Origin of the sequence: Telmatospirillum siberiense (assembly GCF_002845745.1) — a bacterium.
Lineage (GTDB): Bacteria > Pseudomonadota > Alphaproteobacteria > Rhodospirillales > Magnetospirillaceae > Telmatospirillum > Telmatospirillum siberiense.
The window spans coordinates 1-14582 of sequence record NZ_PIUM01000062.1; the positions used below are offsets into that span (position 1 = coordinate 1).

A 14582-nucleotide genomic window follows, 5' to 3' on the forward strand; every position below is an offset into this window, starting at 1 on the left:
AACCAGAGGTTCGCCGTCAAATACCCGAGGTGGGAGCCGTATGCGGGAAAGCCGCACGTACGGATCTGTGCGGGGGGCGCTCAGCAATGAGCGTCCCTACCGCGATCGCCCCAAAGCTTTAGCGGAGGAAGCCCGAGGCGGACGGATGTCCGCCGCCCGGCGCCTGAGGGGCAAAAATTTAAACCAGGGCAATCGGGTTCACCCGATTGCCCTGCGGGCCACAAGCCAACGAGTTGACAGGCCCCATTCCACCGCTGATAAAACAATCCGCCGGCGCCAACCTGTCCCGGCGGAATTTTTCGACAGTGCGAGGATGGACCATGGGCCGGGACAAGAAGCGGATCGTGATCGTCGGCGGCGGCGCGGCCGGGCTGGAGCTGGCGGCCAAACTGGGCGCGCGCTTCGGCCGGCGGCAGTGCGACATCGTCCTTGTCGAGCGCAACCGCACGCATATCTGGAAGCCCCTGCTGCACGAGGTCGCCACCGGTTCGCTCGACGCGAACATGGACGAGGTCAGCTATCGCAGCCATTGCCACCGCTGGGGCTACCGCTTTTTCTTCGGAACCTTCACCGGCATCGACCATGCCCGGCGGCAGGTCCATCTGGCGGCCCTGCACGACCACAAGGGGCGCGAGATGGTATCCCCGCAGGCGCTTTCCTACGACTATCTGGTGCTCGCCTACGGCTCCGTCACCAACGATTTCGGCACGCCCGGCGTGGCGGAGAACTGTTTCTGCCTCGACAGCCGCGCGCAGGCCGACCAGTTCCGCGACCAGCTTCTCAATCATTGCGTCCGTGTCTCGCGCGCCCTGTCGGCCGATCCGACGGGCGACGCGCGTGTCCGCATCTCCATCGTCGGCGGCGGCGCCACCGGCGTGGAGCTTGCCGCCGAACTGTTCAACGCGGCTGAGGCCCTTGCCTATTACGGGCTTGAGAATTTCGACCCGAAGCGACTCGACGTGACGCTGATCGAGGCGGGTCCGCGCATCCTGCCGCTGCTCCCCGAGCGCCTCGCCGATGCGGCGAAGGCCGAACTGGAAATCCTGGGCGTGCGCGTTCTGACCGCGACGCCGATCACCGCCTCGACCGGGGAGGGCATGGTCACGCGGACCGGCGAGACCATCGCCGCCGACCTGCAGGTCTGGGCGGCGGGCGTGAAGGCGGCGCCCATCCGCGACGGTCTCGATGGGCTGGAGCTCTCGCGTGGCGGCCAGGTGGTGGTGCGCCCCACCCTGCAAAGCAGCGTCGACGACAATATCTTCGCCATCGGCGACTGCGCCTCCTGCGTTCTACCCGGACAAGACCGCCCGGTCCCGCCCCGCGCCCAGGCCGCGCATCAGATGGCGGCAACCGCCTTCGACAATCTCTGCGCCCTGATGACCGGCAAACCGCTCAAGGATTTCATCTATCGCGACCATGGCTCGCTGGTCTCGCTGAGCCGGTTCTCCACGGTCGGAACATTGATGGGAAATCTGGTGGGCGGACGCATGGCCATCGAAGGACGGCTGGCGCGCTTCGTCTATCTGTCGCTCTACCGCATGCACCTGCTGGGCATCCACGGCTGGGTCAAGGGCCTGGCGCTGATCGTGGTAAGCCACGTCAACAGGTTCGTCCGGCCAAGACTGAAGCTTCATTGATTTTCGGCTCGGGGCCCGGAACAAAACGCGCTCAGATCTTCTTTCGCCGTCACACCGCACCCGCCGAGAATGGCGAGCGCGATCGGATCCGTGCTCACTCCCATTTGATTGTTCCACGTGATCGCAATATGCGGAATTCCACGCAACGCGCCCCCGTTGACGGGCGGGAAGTGCGGCGTATCGTCTGTCCTCCTTCAGAGAGGCAATGCGATTCGGGCGGCTATTTCGCGGGCAAGCCTTTCGAAATCCCCGTAGGCGGCGGACACCGCGCCCTGGTGGCCGCCATCCCTGCACGGTGATCAACCATCGACTTTCAAGAAGGCGGTGGTGGGGCTCAATGCATTGAGGCTATGCCTCATAAAAAATACCATAGCCTCCGTTCGTTCTCTTGATGCGTGCGAACCCGAATTCACCCAAGTGCATGCCGGCAATCGGAAGTTTCTCCGAGCTGACCGCATCCAGAATCTTCGATCGTGTTGCAGCCGCGACGGTAGCGTCTTGATCGAATGCAATCGATACGTCGGGGCGCGCAATCTGGATGTGAGGAAAATGAACGATGTCTCCCCAGACAAGCAGGCTCTGACCGGCGGAATCGACGCGGTATCCGGTGTGTCCATCCGTATGTCCCGGGAACGGCATCGCGGCGATACTGGGAAGCACGTCGCCCTCATCGAACATGCGCAGCCTTGCGCGGTAGCCATCAAATACCTGACGGGCTATCAGGAAATTGCCGCGCGCCCGCTCGCTGGCGCGGTTTAGATTTCCGTCATCCTGCCAGAAGGCGATCTCTCGCTGGTGGACGACAAGCTCCGCATTCGGAAAGGCGATCTCTCCCGAAGTGTCCATCAGCCCCCCGACATGATCGGGATGGGCATGCGTCAGAAGGATCGTGTCGATTTCGGATGGGTCGATACCGGCCAGCGGCAGGTTGGTTCTCAGACGGCCGCCCCAATGTTTGATCCCTCCGGCTCCGCCGTCGATCAGAACCGTCCGGCCGCCTCCGCGCACGACGTAACAGTTGATATGCACGGAGGAATGCTCCGTCACCCCCGCATCATCCTGTATTCGGGAGGCCTCGGCCGGATCGATATTCGAGAGGAATTCCAGGCTGGCGGTAAGATAGCCGTCACTGATCGCGGTGACCGTATAATCGCCGATTCGTCGGCTCGGAAAGCTGAAAGCGGACATGGTTTTTCTCCGGACGGCATCTCAATTGCGAGCGTGAATGCTTGAAGCGGCATAGCCAAAACAACGGATGCGCGCCGTAAGGCCGGTGCTGTGTCTGATGGCGTCATCCAGGGCTTCCATGAACCGCTCCATCACCGGCGGCGTGCGAAACGGCTCAAGGCGATAGCGGACTTCCGCGAATATCGGGTGCCCATGACCGTGCCGAATACCGACGGTGATGACATGGACGTTTTTCAGCGCGGCCCGCAGGTGACCTGTGCAGAGTTCGGTGCATCGGTCGGCGAGTCCCGTCAGCGTCTGGTCCGACGGCATCTTTTCCGCCGGGATGAAAAGCGTGACATTGGGCATTACCGATCCTCCGTTACCGCGCGGCCATAACGGAACGCGCGCTTGTCAGTTGCTCCGTCATCGGAGCGTAGAGCCGGATATCGTCGGACCGGGGCTCGGCGAAGCGCGCGTTTCCGCGATCCAGCTTGGCAAGCCATTGGCGTTCCGGAACCCTCTCCAGCGCCACGGCATGTATGGCTGACGGACAGACGCCCATCTTGATCAGGGGATCGGGGCCGCTCGGACAAAGCGCCAAGAGCTCATCTCGTCCCACAGCCGGAGCGCGATCGATACCGCCGTAGAGGTTTCGGTGCCAATCGGTGATGTGGCGCTGCCATCGCGAGAAGTTGCCGCCTCCCTTTTGACGATACTCCTCTCCCGTCAGCACGGTGGGGCCGTCGATCGTATGAATGGCCAGATAGACCGGGTAACCACGGTCCAACGCCTTGAAACGCTGCGAGGTGTGAAAGCCGGCAACCGAAATGAGGGCCGGCAGTTTGTCCAGACTATAGAAATCGTTCCATTCGATTTCGCTGCCGGGATCGGCGTAGCTGCATTCCACGGTGTAGATCATCGGATTACCCTTTGAGGTGCGAGAGCGGACCGCGCCGCCGCATCACATTGATATTGGGTAATGATGATCGGACAGTTTCCTGGTATATAGCGATATTAAGTCTGGCTTCAGTGACTTTTTATCAAGCTGATCCAGCCACCATTCCGCGAGGTTCCGGTGCGACGAAAAATTCCAAGCAATTCCGCACTCATGGCGTTCGAGGCGGCGGCACGCCACGGCAGCTTTGCCCGCGCCGCCGCCGAACTGGCTCTGACGGAAGGCGCGGTCAGCCGCCAGATTGCGCGCCTGGAGTCTTTTTTGGGGGCCTCCCTCTTCGATCGCGTTGGAAACCGCGTTCGACTCCTGCCCAATGGAACACGCTACGCCGCTCAGGTCCGCGAAGTCCTCGATCGCCTCGAACGAGACAGCCAGTATCTGATGGGACAGCCGATTGATGGCGGAAGCATCGATATTGCCGCCATCCCGACCTTCGCCACCCGCTGGCTCATTCCTCGTCTGAAGCGATTTCAGGACAAGCACCCGAATATCACCGTGCATCTGGCCGAACGCATGGAGCCTTTCATTCTCGCCGGCAGCGGGTTCGACGCCGCGATCCATTTCGAACATCCCGCATGGGCGGGCATGCACACCCATCGATTGCTGCGGGAGCTATTGATCCCGGTTTGCCACCCGGCGCTTCTCACCGAGGCGAAAACGGAGATAGTGCTGGATAAATTGCCGCGCCTTCACCGGCGCCAAAATCCGGAAGCCTGGCGGCTTTATGCGCAAGAGACCGGCATCATGCTGACCAATCCGGCGGTCGGCGCACGTTACGATCTTCACTCCATGCTGATCGAGGCCGCCCTGGCCGGGTTGGGCGTCGCCCTGGTGCCGCGTCTCTATGTCGAGGCGGAACTTGAACAAGGCCTCCTGGCCGCCCCTTGGCCGGAAGGAAAGACAATTGCCAAGGAATTCTGCCTCGTTCTTCCGGAGCCGATCACCCTGGGTGAAGGGCCGTTACAGGCGTTTGCGACCTGGATTTTGGATGAAGCGAAGGCCATTGGCGGCTGATGAGCGAGCTTTATGCCGCAAAAACCTCCAGGACCGATAAGACGCCAGGGCAATCGGGTGAACCCGATTACCCTGGATAAGCCACTCGTCCCGATTGCCTCGGGAACAGCAGACTCGTATATAAGGGATGGCGTTCGGCGAGATCTACCGCCGCACGCCTCATGGAGACTGGATGTCAGAGCTTGTGTGACAAGGCTCTCTGAACGTCAGAGAGCCGCGTGATCTTGAAATAGCTGGGTGGCGATGCCTCCCGGCGGTTTTTTCACGTCTGTCATACGAGACATCCATGAATATCTCACGCAACGAACAACGTGTGTTGCACGTTCTGGCCCTCGGTGGCCGCATCCTGCATGAACGCGGCGAAGGCAACAAAATCACTGCCATCACCTGCGTCACTCGGGCAGGAATGATACTCGCGAACTGCGATCTGGCGGTATTCAACCGACTGCGGCGCAAACGGCTGATCGAATCCCGTTCGGGCAGCCCTTATCGCATATCCGCACTCGGCCGCGCGACGGTTCGCCCGCAATTTGACAACCAAGGCGGCACGATATGCTGATACGCGATGAAAGTCCCGGCGACATCCCGGCAATCGGCAAACTCGTCACCGAAACCTTTCGCACCGCGCCCCATTCCAGCGGAACCGAGGCGCGGCGCCACGCATGCAAAGGAGTTTCCGCAGTGGACATTCCACGGATCTTCAACATTACCGAAAGTGCTCATCTCATCCATAATCCCTTCACACCGGAAAAGCTCGCCACTCTCGGCGCGGCGTTGCGTTTGGAACCGGGGACCCGTGTGCTCGACCTCGGCAGCGGTTCGGGCGAGATGCTGTGTCGCTGGGCACGCGATTACGGAATTGGCGGCACCGGTATCGACATGAGTCCGTTGTTCACCGAACAAGCGAGACGCCGCGCCGACGAACTGGGCGTCGCCGATCTGGTCGAGTTCATCCACGCAGACGCTGCCGGCTACATCGCCGACGAAAAAGTCGGTGTGGCGGCCTGTGTCGGCGCCACCTGGATCGGTGGGGGAGTCGCCGGCGCCATCGAACTTCTGGCTAAGAGTCTCCGCACGGGAGGGATCATCCTCATCGGCGAGCCATACTGGCTGCAATTGCCGCCGACGGAAAAGGTCGCCAAGGGATGCCGCGCCGGCGCCATCTCGGACTTTCTCCTGCTTCCGGAACTGCTCGCGTCTTTCGGCAATCTCGACTACGACGTCGTGGAAATGGTTCTGGCAGACCAGGACAGTTGGGACAGGTACGAGGCAGCCAAGTGGCTCACGATGCGCCGATGGCTCGAAACGAATCCCGACGATGACTTCGCGAAAGAAGTTCGAGCCGAACTGACCTCGGCGCCCGAACGCTACGCCACTTACACCCGTGAATACCTGGGCTGGGGCGTGTTCGCGCTCATGTCGCGGGTGATGTAAGACAACCGCCGCGCAACGACGGGTGCGGAGCTTCCGCTCGGTTGCCCGCCGATGCGCGCGCGTCCGCACTCTCCTGCCAAGAATAGCGACATCGCTTTGCAACTCATTATGCCTCGCCCCGGCACGGCAAAGGCTGCGGATAACGCAACAGATTCTCGGCCATGAACGAGACGAAGGCGGACAGTTTGGGAGATGGGTGGCGGCTTGCCGGCCAAAGGATATGGAAGGCGCCGACATCACGGACATGCTCTTCGAGGACGCTGACGAGCGTGCCGCGCTGAAGCTGGGATCGCACCGCGAAGAGCGGCAGGCATGCGAGACCGAAGCCCTCCTCGGCGAGACAGATTTGCGGTTCCAGCGTGCTGGCGACCAGAGTGACCGGCAGAGCGATATCGAGATCCCCCCCGTCACGCGCGAGCGGCCAGCGCTCCAGCTTGCCCGTCGATGGGTATTTGTGATGCAGGCAGGCATGGGCGGCGAGGTCTTCCGGCTCTGCCGGCACGCCCCGCGCGGCCAGATAGTCGGGCGAGCCGACGATGCGGTGTGAGAAGGCGCCGACGCTGCGCATCATCAGCCGGCTGTCGCGCGCCTCACCGGTGCGGATCACCGCGTCGAAGCCCTCATCGATCACATCGACCAGACGGTCGGTGAAATCGAGGTCGAGGTCGATCTCGGGATAGGCCCGCATGAAGGCCATCACCGCCGGCATCATCAGCATGCCGATGAGCGGCAGGCTGACGCGCAGTTTTCCCCTCGGCGCGGTGCGCGTCTGCGACAACTCCAGTTCCGCCGCCTCGATCTCGCAGAAGATGCGACGGCAACGATCGCGGAAGAGCTCCCCTTCCGGCGTGAGGGTCAGCGACCGGGTCGAGCGATGGAACAGGCGCACGCCGAGCCGTTCCTCGAGCCGTGCCACCGCTTTGCCCACGGCGGACGGGGAAATGCCGAGCTTGATCGCGGCGGCGGTGAAACCGCCGGCCTCCGCGGTCTGGACGAAAGCGTTGAGCGCGCCGAGATGCTCCATGGCAGCCCTCCGATATTGCGGACATCGGCGTCCGAGATAACCGGAACTCTAGCCTGATTATTCCTCGCCGACGACTCCGCTAACGTCATGGGCATGACAAAGATCCGCGCATCCGACTCTGCCGACCACCCTCCGACGACATCGGGCACGTTCCCATGGCCCGGTCTGTTGGCGCTTGCGATGGCCGGTTTCATCACCATCCTGACCGAGGCGTTGCCGGCCGGCCTGCTGCCGCAAATCGGCGCGAGCCTGAGCGTTTCCGAAGCACGAGCCGGGCAACTCGTCACCCTCTATGCCATCGGCTCGCTTGCCGCCGCCATTCCCCTGACCGCCGCGACACAAGGCATGCGGCGGCGGCCCCTGCTTCTCCTCGCCATCTCGGGGTTTGCCGCCGCGAATACGGTGACGGCGGTGTCCGGCAGCTACGTCCTGACGCTCTTTGTCCGCTTCGTGGCGGGTGTTTCGGCGGGATTGCTCTGGGCCCTGATCGCCGGCTATGCCGCACGGATGGTGCCGGAGGCGTCGAAGGGACGTGCCATCGCCGTCGCGATGGTCGGCACGCCGCTCGCGCTCGCGCTCGGCGTTCCGGCGGGCACCTTCCTCGGCACGGCCATCGGCTGGCGTGCCTGCTTTGGTGTCATGAGCGGCCTGACGCTGATCCTCGTCGCCTGGGTGCTGGCGAAGGTCCCCGATTTCCCGGGGCGGGCCGTGGACAAACGGCTCCCCCTCGCGCATGTCTTCACCATCCCCGGAATCCGACCGGTTCTGTTCGTCACGCTCGCCTTCGTGCTCGCCCATAACATCCTCTACACCTACATCGCCCCCTTTCTGGGCGCGGCCGGCTTGGGCAGGCGAACCGATGCCGTCCTTCTCGTCTTCGGTGTCGCCGCCCTGATCGGCATCTGGATCGTCGGAGTCCTGGTCGACCGTCACCTGCGGAAACTGACACTGGTCAGCACGGCGCTGTTCGGCCTCGCGGCTCTCGCACTCGGCATCGCCGGAGATGCGCCGGCGATGATCTACGGCGCCATAGGGGGCTGGGGGCTCGCCTTCGGCGGCGCCGCGACGCTGTTTCAGACCGCACTTGCCGAGATCGCCGGCGAAGCCCCCGACGTGGCGCAGTCCATGCTCGTCACCGCCTGGAACTCGGCCATCGCCGCCGGCGGCATCGCAGGCGGCTTATTGCTCGACAGCTTCGGAACCGGCGCCTTCGCGCCCGCAGTACTCCTGCTCCTCGCCGCCACATTTCTCGTCGCCTTCCGTGCTCACCGGCACGGCTTCCCGTTGTCGCCTCTCCGTTGATCCGAAAGGGCCAGCCTCATGCTCGAACGAACCGCCCCACCCCCTCCCGCCACGCTTGCCGCGCGCGTCGACGCCGTCATCGACGGCGCGCTCGCGGCCCGGCGCATCGTCGGCGCCGTCGTCCTGGTGCGGAAGGATGGCGAGACCATCCACGCCCGCGCCGGCGGCTTCGCGGATCGCGAGGCCGGAACGCCGATGCGGGAAGAGGCGCAGTTCCGTCTCGCCTCGGTCTCCAAGCTCTTCGTTGCGGCGGCGACGATGGCGCTGGTCGCGCAAGGAGCGCTCGATCTCGATCGCCCCATCACCGCGTGGCTGCCGGACTTCGCCCCGCGCTTCGATGGAAAACCCGTCGCGATCACGCTGCGCCACCTTCTCACGCACACCGCCGGCCTCGGCTACGCCTTCCTGGAGCCGGAGGATGGCCCGCTTCATCGGGCCGGCGTCTCGGACGGCATGGATCGGCCCGGCATCACGCTCGCCGAAAATCTGCGGCGCCTCGCCGGTGTGCCGCTCCTGTTTCAACCGGGAACACGCTTTTCCTATTCGCTCGGCCTCGATGTCGTGGGCGCATTGATCGAGGCCGCGACGGGACTGGCGCTTCCGCAAGCCGTGCGCGGGCTGGTGACCGGCCCGCTCGGACTCGATGACACCGGCTTTTCGATTACCGACCCGGCCCGGCTGGCGGCGGCCTATGCCGACGATTGCCCGCGTCCGCGCCGCATGCGCGAACCGGACCTGGTGCCGTTCCTGCCGGGCCTGCCCGGTATCCGGATGGACCCGTCGCGCGCCTTCGACCCGACGGCGTTTCCCTCCGCCGGCGCCGGCATGATCGGCAGCGCCGAAGACACGATGAACCTTCTCGAAACCCTGCGACAGGGCGGCGGACCGCTGATGCCGAGCGGACCTGCGGCGGAGATGGCGCGTGACCAGATCGCGGGACTCGACATCGAAGGCTCGCCCGGCTGGGGCTACGGCCTGGGCTTCTCGGTTCTGCGCGACGCCGCTGCGGCCGGCGTGACGGAGACGCCCGGCACATGGCGCTGGGGTGGGGCCTATGGCCATAGCTGGTTCGTCGATCCCGCGAAGCGCCTGACGCTCGTCGCCTTCACCAATACGGCGCTCGAAGGCATGTCGAACGGCGGCCGCTTCTCCGCCGATCTCAGCCGGGCGATCTATGCGGCGATCGGACCATGACCCCGGACAGTCACGAGATCGATCCGAGACATACCGGGTGGTAACCGGTGAAAATCGCGGGATCGATTGCCGTGGACACTCCCGTTTTCGGCGCACTCCGCACATGCGGCGGTTGTGAGATTCGCCCGCTCTGGGTACAGTGACCGCCAGGGAACGCGGGGGATTCCATGACCAACAACCGACGGACGCTCGCACGGTGCCTATGGGCAGGTGTTCTGCTCTTCACCGCGTGGGCCGGGACCGGCTTCGCCGCTGACATCCCTTGTCCAAGGCCAACCCAGATCTCGTTTCCAGCCCAAGTCGCGTTCCGCGTCTACGATCCGCAGGTGGTCTTCCGCCACGACGTCGACCTGTTTGGCCTGCCGCGCGTCGAAGGGCACATGGAGATCCCTCCCCAGGGCTGGGTTCTGCAAGGCGTCACCATCACCAACGAGCACCTGGATCTCAAGCTCAAGACCTTCAAGCAGAACCTGCCCGACGGCCGCGTCTGCGTTTGGCTCATCGCGGTGGAGGCCACCCTGGGAATGCCCGAGCAACATGTTTACGTGGCCAAGGATTATCCCGATTACAGTTGCGAATACCGGTCGGTGCTGGCCCACGAGAACAAGCATGTCGAAATCAATCGTCGGGTCGTCCATTCCTTCGCCGACCGAATGCGCAAGGCGCTCGAGGACGGAGTGGCGAAGACAAATCCGCTGATATTCTCCAGCCGTAATGTGATGGATAGCCAGATTACCGGGTTTCTTTATTACCTGATGCGTCCGACCCGGGATGCGATGCATGCCGAATTGAAACAGGAAAACGGCGCCCTCGACACGCCCGCCGCCTACATCAGGGAGCATGCCGAATCAGGCTGCAAGAATTGGTTTCCCAACGGAGTCCCCGCCTACGCGAAGCGGCGGTAGCGTCCTTCCGGCGAACCGCCCCCGCTTCGAACCCACGTACAGCGCGTTGGAAGCCCAGTGGTGAAAGTCTGACGGATATCATACCAAACTGCCCTGATCGGAACCGATCGGCGTCCCTCACGCGCCGGGCGGGATGCCCCTTGGATTGATTAGAGCGCGTTGCGTTTAGATTGAATCGCGCTCGTTAGCCCGAGCGGCGTTTGAGCATTTGAAAAAACGGAGTTTTTTCAGCGCCACGCAAGCCTAGAGCAGTTCAAGCGAAGCGCAAACTGCTCTAAGACTTCCCGGAGCTGGGAAGTTTTCCGAAGCGGCCCACGACGTGATCGATGAAACTGCGCAGCGTCTGCGTCGGTGGACGAGTCGCGGCGAACAGGATGTGCAGGGGGCGCGTGGGCGTTTCATAATCGGGCAGGACCTGCACCAACCGGCCCGCCGCGAGGTCATCGGCCAGGATCAGATTGGCCTGCAAAATGATGCCTTGCCCCTCCAGCGCCGCCGCTTGCAGCACGCGCGCGTCATTCACCTGGAACCTGCTGCGCACCTGGACCTCGTGAACCAGCCCCTCCTTGTCGAAGCGCCATTCGGAGAAGTGCTGCCCGGAGGAGAAGACGAAGCCGAGGCAGTCATGCGCAACCAAGTCCGCCGGCGTTCGTGGCGTGCCCCGGGTGGCAAGATAAGCGGGCGAGGCGCATGCGATCAACTGGTAGGGAACGAGCGCGCGGGAAATAAGCTCGGAATCCTTGAGCGGCCCGAGGCGGATGACCGCGTCATACCCTTCTCCCACGACATCGACGTAACGGTCGGTCAGGTCGAGTGCGATCTCGACCTGTGGGTAGATCCGCAGATAGCCCGATATGAGGGGCGCCAGGGCGATACTGCCGAAGGTCACCGGCGCGCTGACGCGCAACCGCCCGCGCGGAGTGGTGCTGAGTTCGCGGGCGATGGCTTCGGCCGCGTCAACCTCGGCAAGCACCACGCGGCAGCGTTCATAGAAGGTCTGTCCGATCGATGTCAGGCTCTGGCGACGCGTCGATCGTTGGAGGAGCAGTGCGCCAAGCCGGTCCTCAAGGAAACTCACATGCTTGCCGACCATCTGGGATGAGATGCCGAGTGCCGTCCCCGCCGCCGTGAAGGAGCCAAGATCCGCCGCCTTCACAAAGACGGCCATGCTGGTGAAGCGATCCATCATTCCAAACTGAAAATTTCAAATCATGAAATGTTTGATCCCTTAATCAACCAGGCGTGTCAACTTATCTCTTCATCCGTCATCGGCCTTAACAGGAGACAAGAATGCCTTTCTTCATCGCCACCATGTCGCATCCGGACGGGGATGGATGGGACCGGCTCTTCGGTGCTTTCGCGGCGGAATCCTCCGGGCATCGTCCGGGGCAGCCGGCGCCTTTGCCGCGGGAGGTCTGAGCGATGCGCGAACTCTACGAGCTCACGACGTTGGCGTTCCCGCTTCTTTCCGCATCGGAGGTGGCGAAGGCCGCGCGGGACTGGCTCTCGATGCCCGATGCCGTCGGCACCTTGTTGGGCTGCTGGCGTACGGAGATCGGCCCACTCGGACGCATGCTGATCTTACGCCGCTTCGATGACGGCGCCACCCTGCAGCGGGAGCGGCATCGCGCGTTATCGAGTACCAATCCGTTCAACGCCGGCGGGGTGATAACGGCCTTGGAGATGGACAGCTACATGCCCTTTCCCTTCCTGCCGCCAATGCGGACCGCCAGTCATGACGCCGTCTATGAATTTCGTACTTACAAGCTAAAGCCGGGTGGTCTTCCGCCGACGCTCGCCGGTTGGGAGGCCGCGATCGCGCCGGCCAGGGACTACACGGCGCACCTGAAGATCAACATGTATGCGATCGACGGGCCGCCCCGGATCACCCACGTTTGGGGGTTCGACAGCCTAGCACAGCGCGCCGCGTTGCGAACCGCCGCTTATTCCGCGGGACTCTGGCCGCCGAAGGGCGGCCCGGAAAACATCCTCGAGGCGATTTCGGTCATCGCACTGCCTGAGGTCGAATGACCTCTCCCCTGATATCAGGTTGCCCGAGTGGTCAGGGAACCGCCTGCAAAGCGGTGCACACCGGTTCGAATCCGGTGGCGGCCTCAGGAAAATCCTTCCCCCGCGGACTCATACCTGATCTCGGTGATCGGAACCGATCACCGAGTCCTCAATCGCCGGGCGGGATACTCCGTATCCCTGGGCTTCGCGCCAACGATGGCGCGGGCCCTATGGGCGCGGGAAGCGTCCCGGGGCGAGACGGGGTTCATCTGCAAGCTTCTAACGGCGATCAGCCATCCCCCCGGCTCGCAGTGCACGTCTCTCCCATCGTGGCTCCTGTGAGGTGCGTTTGGGCCGAAAGGGGAATGTCTTCTGCCCGATAGAGGGAAATGCCCTCTCCTCAAGGCAGGTTTCGCAGCGGACAATTAACCTCAGCCCTTTCTTTCCTGGGATCTTGCCAGAGAGTGGACATTTGCTACAGTTTCGCTCGACTGGGACAACACGGAGGAATGAGTGAGCCGAATTGTCATTGAGGCGCCGGGCGCCGCTGCTGTTGGACCTTATTCACACGGCGTCCACGCAAATGGTTTTGTCTATCTTTCTGGGCAAACACCCATTGATTCAAAAACCGGCGCCCTGATCGAAGGCGGGATTGACGCCCAGGTTCGCCAATGTCTCCACAATTTGCAGGCAGTCTTACAAGCCGCTGGGTTGACATTTGCCGACGTGGTCAAGGTGAATGTTTTCCTGGTAGACATGAATGACTTTGCAGCGATGAACCGTGCTTATGCTGACCATTTTGACGCCCCTTATCCGGCGCGGACAACCATCGGGGTGGCAGCATTACCGCTTCATGCCGCCGTCGAAATCGAAATGATAGCAACTGAGACCAAACATCGAACTGGCCATTGAGGGCCAGACCTGACCGTCGAGCCACGAGGGGCGAGGGAAAAGACTATGAAGCCCGGCCTTTTTCCCCTCTTACCTCAACACCATCCACCCCCTTGAAAACTTCCACTCGATGATCAATCAAATCGGTAAGTATTTGAAATTCATGTCGTTGCAATGACAAGAAATTGACGATTACCGTCAGATATACCGTCAGATTCATACGCAACTTATTTTCAACAATAAATGTGGCGCGGTGCGCGGCATCAATCTCTTCATTCGTATTATATACGAAGTGCGGGAGAAATGACCAAACCAAATCTCAAAAGTCCGCGATTGACTATGAAGAACCGCGCGACGACGTCTGCCATGCCTTTCCTCGAATTTGACGTCATGGCCTCACCCAAAAAGCCCCTAACGGGCTTCAAGCTCCCACCAAGAACGACTCAGGCATCAGAACGTCGTTTCCAAGCCTTTTAAGGGCGGTCCTCGCCTTTGGGGAACTCACGCAATCCTCCATATATGAATGATACATCCGTATTATCGTAAGCGGTGTTCTGGCCCCACCTTGATCGTCGCCGAGGATTGAGGCTGATTGGACCTCCATTTGGAGGCCAATGATGGATCGTTACCCAACTAATTTGCCAATTATTGAGCAAACCAGGGCCGAAGTTCTGAGCGGCCCTGAGCGGCGGCGGCGCTGGACGTTCGAGCAGAAGGCGCGGGTCGTCGCCGAAAGCCTGGCGCCTGGTGCGGTGGCCAGTGACGTGGCGCGGCGCCACGGCATTCATCCGAACCAGCTTTACGGCTGGCGGCGTGAGGTGCGGGCGGCAACGGCGCCGACGGAGTTTGTCGCGGTTACGGTCGCCGCGGAGCCGATGGCCACGGCGTCTCCCTTGATCCGGCCAGACGCGGTCAGCGGCATCGAGCTTCGGATCGGTGACGCCGAGTTGCGGATTGGCCGGGACGTTGAGCCGGGCGCTATCATGGCGGCGATCCGGGCGCTGAAGGCGCCATCGTGATCGGTCCCTCCGGCGCGATCCGCGTCA

The 14582-nt window shown here is 62.5% G+C and carries 16 protein-coding genes and 1 tRNA gene; 12 read left to right on the forward strand and 5 right to left on the reverse strand.

The genetic code is table 11. From position 1 onward, the window contains the following. Positions 1-320 precede the first annotated feature (320 nt). Entirely contained in the window at positions 321-1637 is a 1317-nt protein-coding gene (locus CWS72_RS26855; RefSeq protein ID WP_101253746.1) for an NAD(P)/FAD-dependent oxidoreductase, read from the forward strand. Positions 1638-1985: 348 nt separating this feature from the next. Here CWS72_RS26855 and CWS72_RS26860 read toward each other — a convergent pair whose 3' ends face one another. The 3 genes from CWS72_RS26860 to CWS72_RS26870 are packed head-to-tail and all read right to left on the reverse strand — an operon-like array spanning position 1986 to position 3726. Then, positions 1986-2825, reverse strand: a complete 840-nt coding sequence (locus tag CWS72_RS26860; protein WP_101253747.1) for an MBL fold metallo-hydrolase — start codon at positions 2823-2825, stop codon at positions 1986-1988. 21 nt (positions 2826-2846) lie between these two features. After that, complete coding sequence (locus CWS72_RS26865) at positions 2847-3173, reverse strand: hypothetical protein (protein WP_101253748.1); 327 nt, start codon at positions 3171-3173, stop codon at positions 2847-2849. 13 nt (positions 3174-3186) lie between these two features. Continuing rightward, positions 3187-3726 (reverse strand): sugar ABC transporter, encoded by a 540-nt coding sequence (locus CWS72_RS26870; protein WP_101253749.1) that lies wholly within the window; start codon positions 3724-3726, stop codon positions 3187-3189. Positions 3727-3915: 189 nt separating this feature from the next. Here CWS72_RS26870 and CWS72_RS26875 point away from each other — a divergent pair, with 189 nt between their 5' ends. From CWS72_RS26875 to CWS72_RS26885, 3 genes are all read left to right on the forward strand, one after another. Next, positions 3916-4776, forward strand: coding sequence for a LysR substrate-binding domain-containing protein (locus CWS72_RS26875; protein ID WP_241911913.1), 861 nt, complete (start codon positions 3916-3918; stop codon positions 4774-4776). Between the two features lie 286 nt (positions 4777-5062). Then, positions 5063-5335 (forward strand): YjhX family toxin, encoded by a 273-nt coding sequence (locus tag CWS72_RS26880; protein WP_101253751.1) that lies wholly within the window; start codon positions 5063-5065, stop codon positions 5333-5335. A gap of 122 nt (positions 5336-5457) precedes the next feature. Next, a complete protein-coding gene (locus tag CWS72_RS26885; RefSeq protein WP_101253757.1) occupies positions 5458-6210 on the forward strand; it encodes an SAM-dependent methyltransferase in 753 nt (250 codons plus the stop codon). A 106-nt stretch (positions 6211-6316) separates the two neighbouring features. Here the strand turns inward: CWS72_RS26885 and CWS72_RS26890 are convergent, their stop codons facing one another. Next, positions 6317-7234, reverse strand: a complete 918-nt coding sequence (locus CWS72_RS26890; protein WP_101253752.1) for a LysR family transcriptional regulator — start codon at positions 7232-7234, stop codon at positions 6317-6319. Positions 7235-7414: 180 nt separating this feature from the next. Between CWS72_RS26890 and CWS72_RS26895 the strand changes: the two genes are divergently transcribed. The 3 genes from CWS72_RS26895 to CWS72_RS26905 all read left to right on the forward strand — a co-directional run bounded on the left by CWS72_RS26895 (position 7415) and on the right by CWS72_RS26905 (position 10635). Beyond that, complete coding sequence (locus CWS72_RS26895; protein ID WP_241911914.1) at positions 7415-8536, forward strand: MFS transporter; 1122 nt, start codon at positions 7415-7417, stop codon at positions 8534-8536. An 18-nt stretch (positions 8537-8554) separates the two neighbouring features. Then, positions 8555-9730: a serine hydrolase domain-containing protein gene (locus CWS72_RS26900; RefSeq protein ID WP_101253753.1), complete on the forward strand. Its 1176-nt coding sequence runs from the start codon at positions 8555-8557 to the stop codon at positions 9728-9730. A gap of 167 nt (positions 9731-9897) precedes the next feature. Then, entirely contained in the window at positions 9898-10635 is a 738-nt protein-coding gene (locus CWS72_RS26905; RefSeq protein WP_146002905.1) for a hypothetical protein, read from the forward strand. Between the two features lie 274 nt (positions 10636-10909). Here the strand turns inward: CWS72_RS26905 and CWS72_RS26910 are convergent, their stop codons facing one another. Beyond that, positions 10910-11803: a LysR substrate-binding domain-containing protein gene (locus CWS72_RS26910; protein ID WP_241911915.1), complete on the reverse strand. Its 894-nt coding sequence runs from the start codon at positions 11801-11803 to the stop codon at positions 10910-10912. A gap of 122 nt (positions 11804-11925) precedes the next feature. Here CWS72_RS26910 and CWS72_RS28695 point away from each other — a divergent pair, with 122 nt between their 5' ends. From CWS72_RS28695 to tnpA, 5 genes are all read left to right on the forward strand, one after another. After that, positions 11926-12054 carry a hypothetical protein gene (locus CWS72_RS28695; RefSeq protein WP_274540625.1) on the forward strand — a complete coding sequence of 43 codons (129 nt, stop codon included), beginning with the start codon at positions 11926-11928 and terminating at the stop codon, positions 12052-12054. A gap of 3 nt (positions 12055-12057) precedes the next feature. Then, positions 12058-12666, forward strand: a complete 609-nt coding sequence (locus tag CWS72_RS26915; protein WP_101253755.1) for an NIPSNAP family protein — start codon at positions 12058-12060, stop codon at positions 12664-12666. Positions 12667-12683: 17 nt separating this feature from the next. Further along, positions 12684-12750, forward strand: a tRNA-Cys gene (locus CWS72_RS28005). 408 nt (positions 12751-13158) lie between these two features. Beyond that, positions 13159-13557, forward strand: coding sequence for a RidA family protein (locus tag CWS72_RS26920; RefSeq protein WP_101253756.1), 399 nt, complete (start codon positions 13159-13161; stop codon positions 13555-13557). A gap of 593 nt (positions 13558-14150) precedes the next feature. Next, on the forward strand, positions 14151-14555 hold the full coding sequence (tnpA, locus tag CWS72_RS28700; RefSeq protein WP_199176013.1) for an IS66-like element accessory protein TnpA: 405 nt from the start codon (positions 14151-14153) through the stop codon (positions 14553-14555). Positions 14556-14582: the final 27 nt, after the last annotated feature.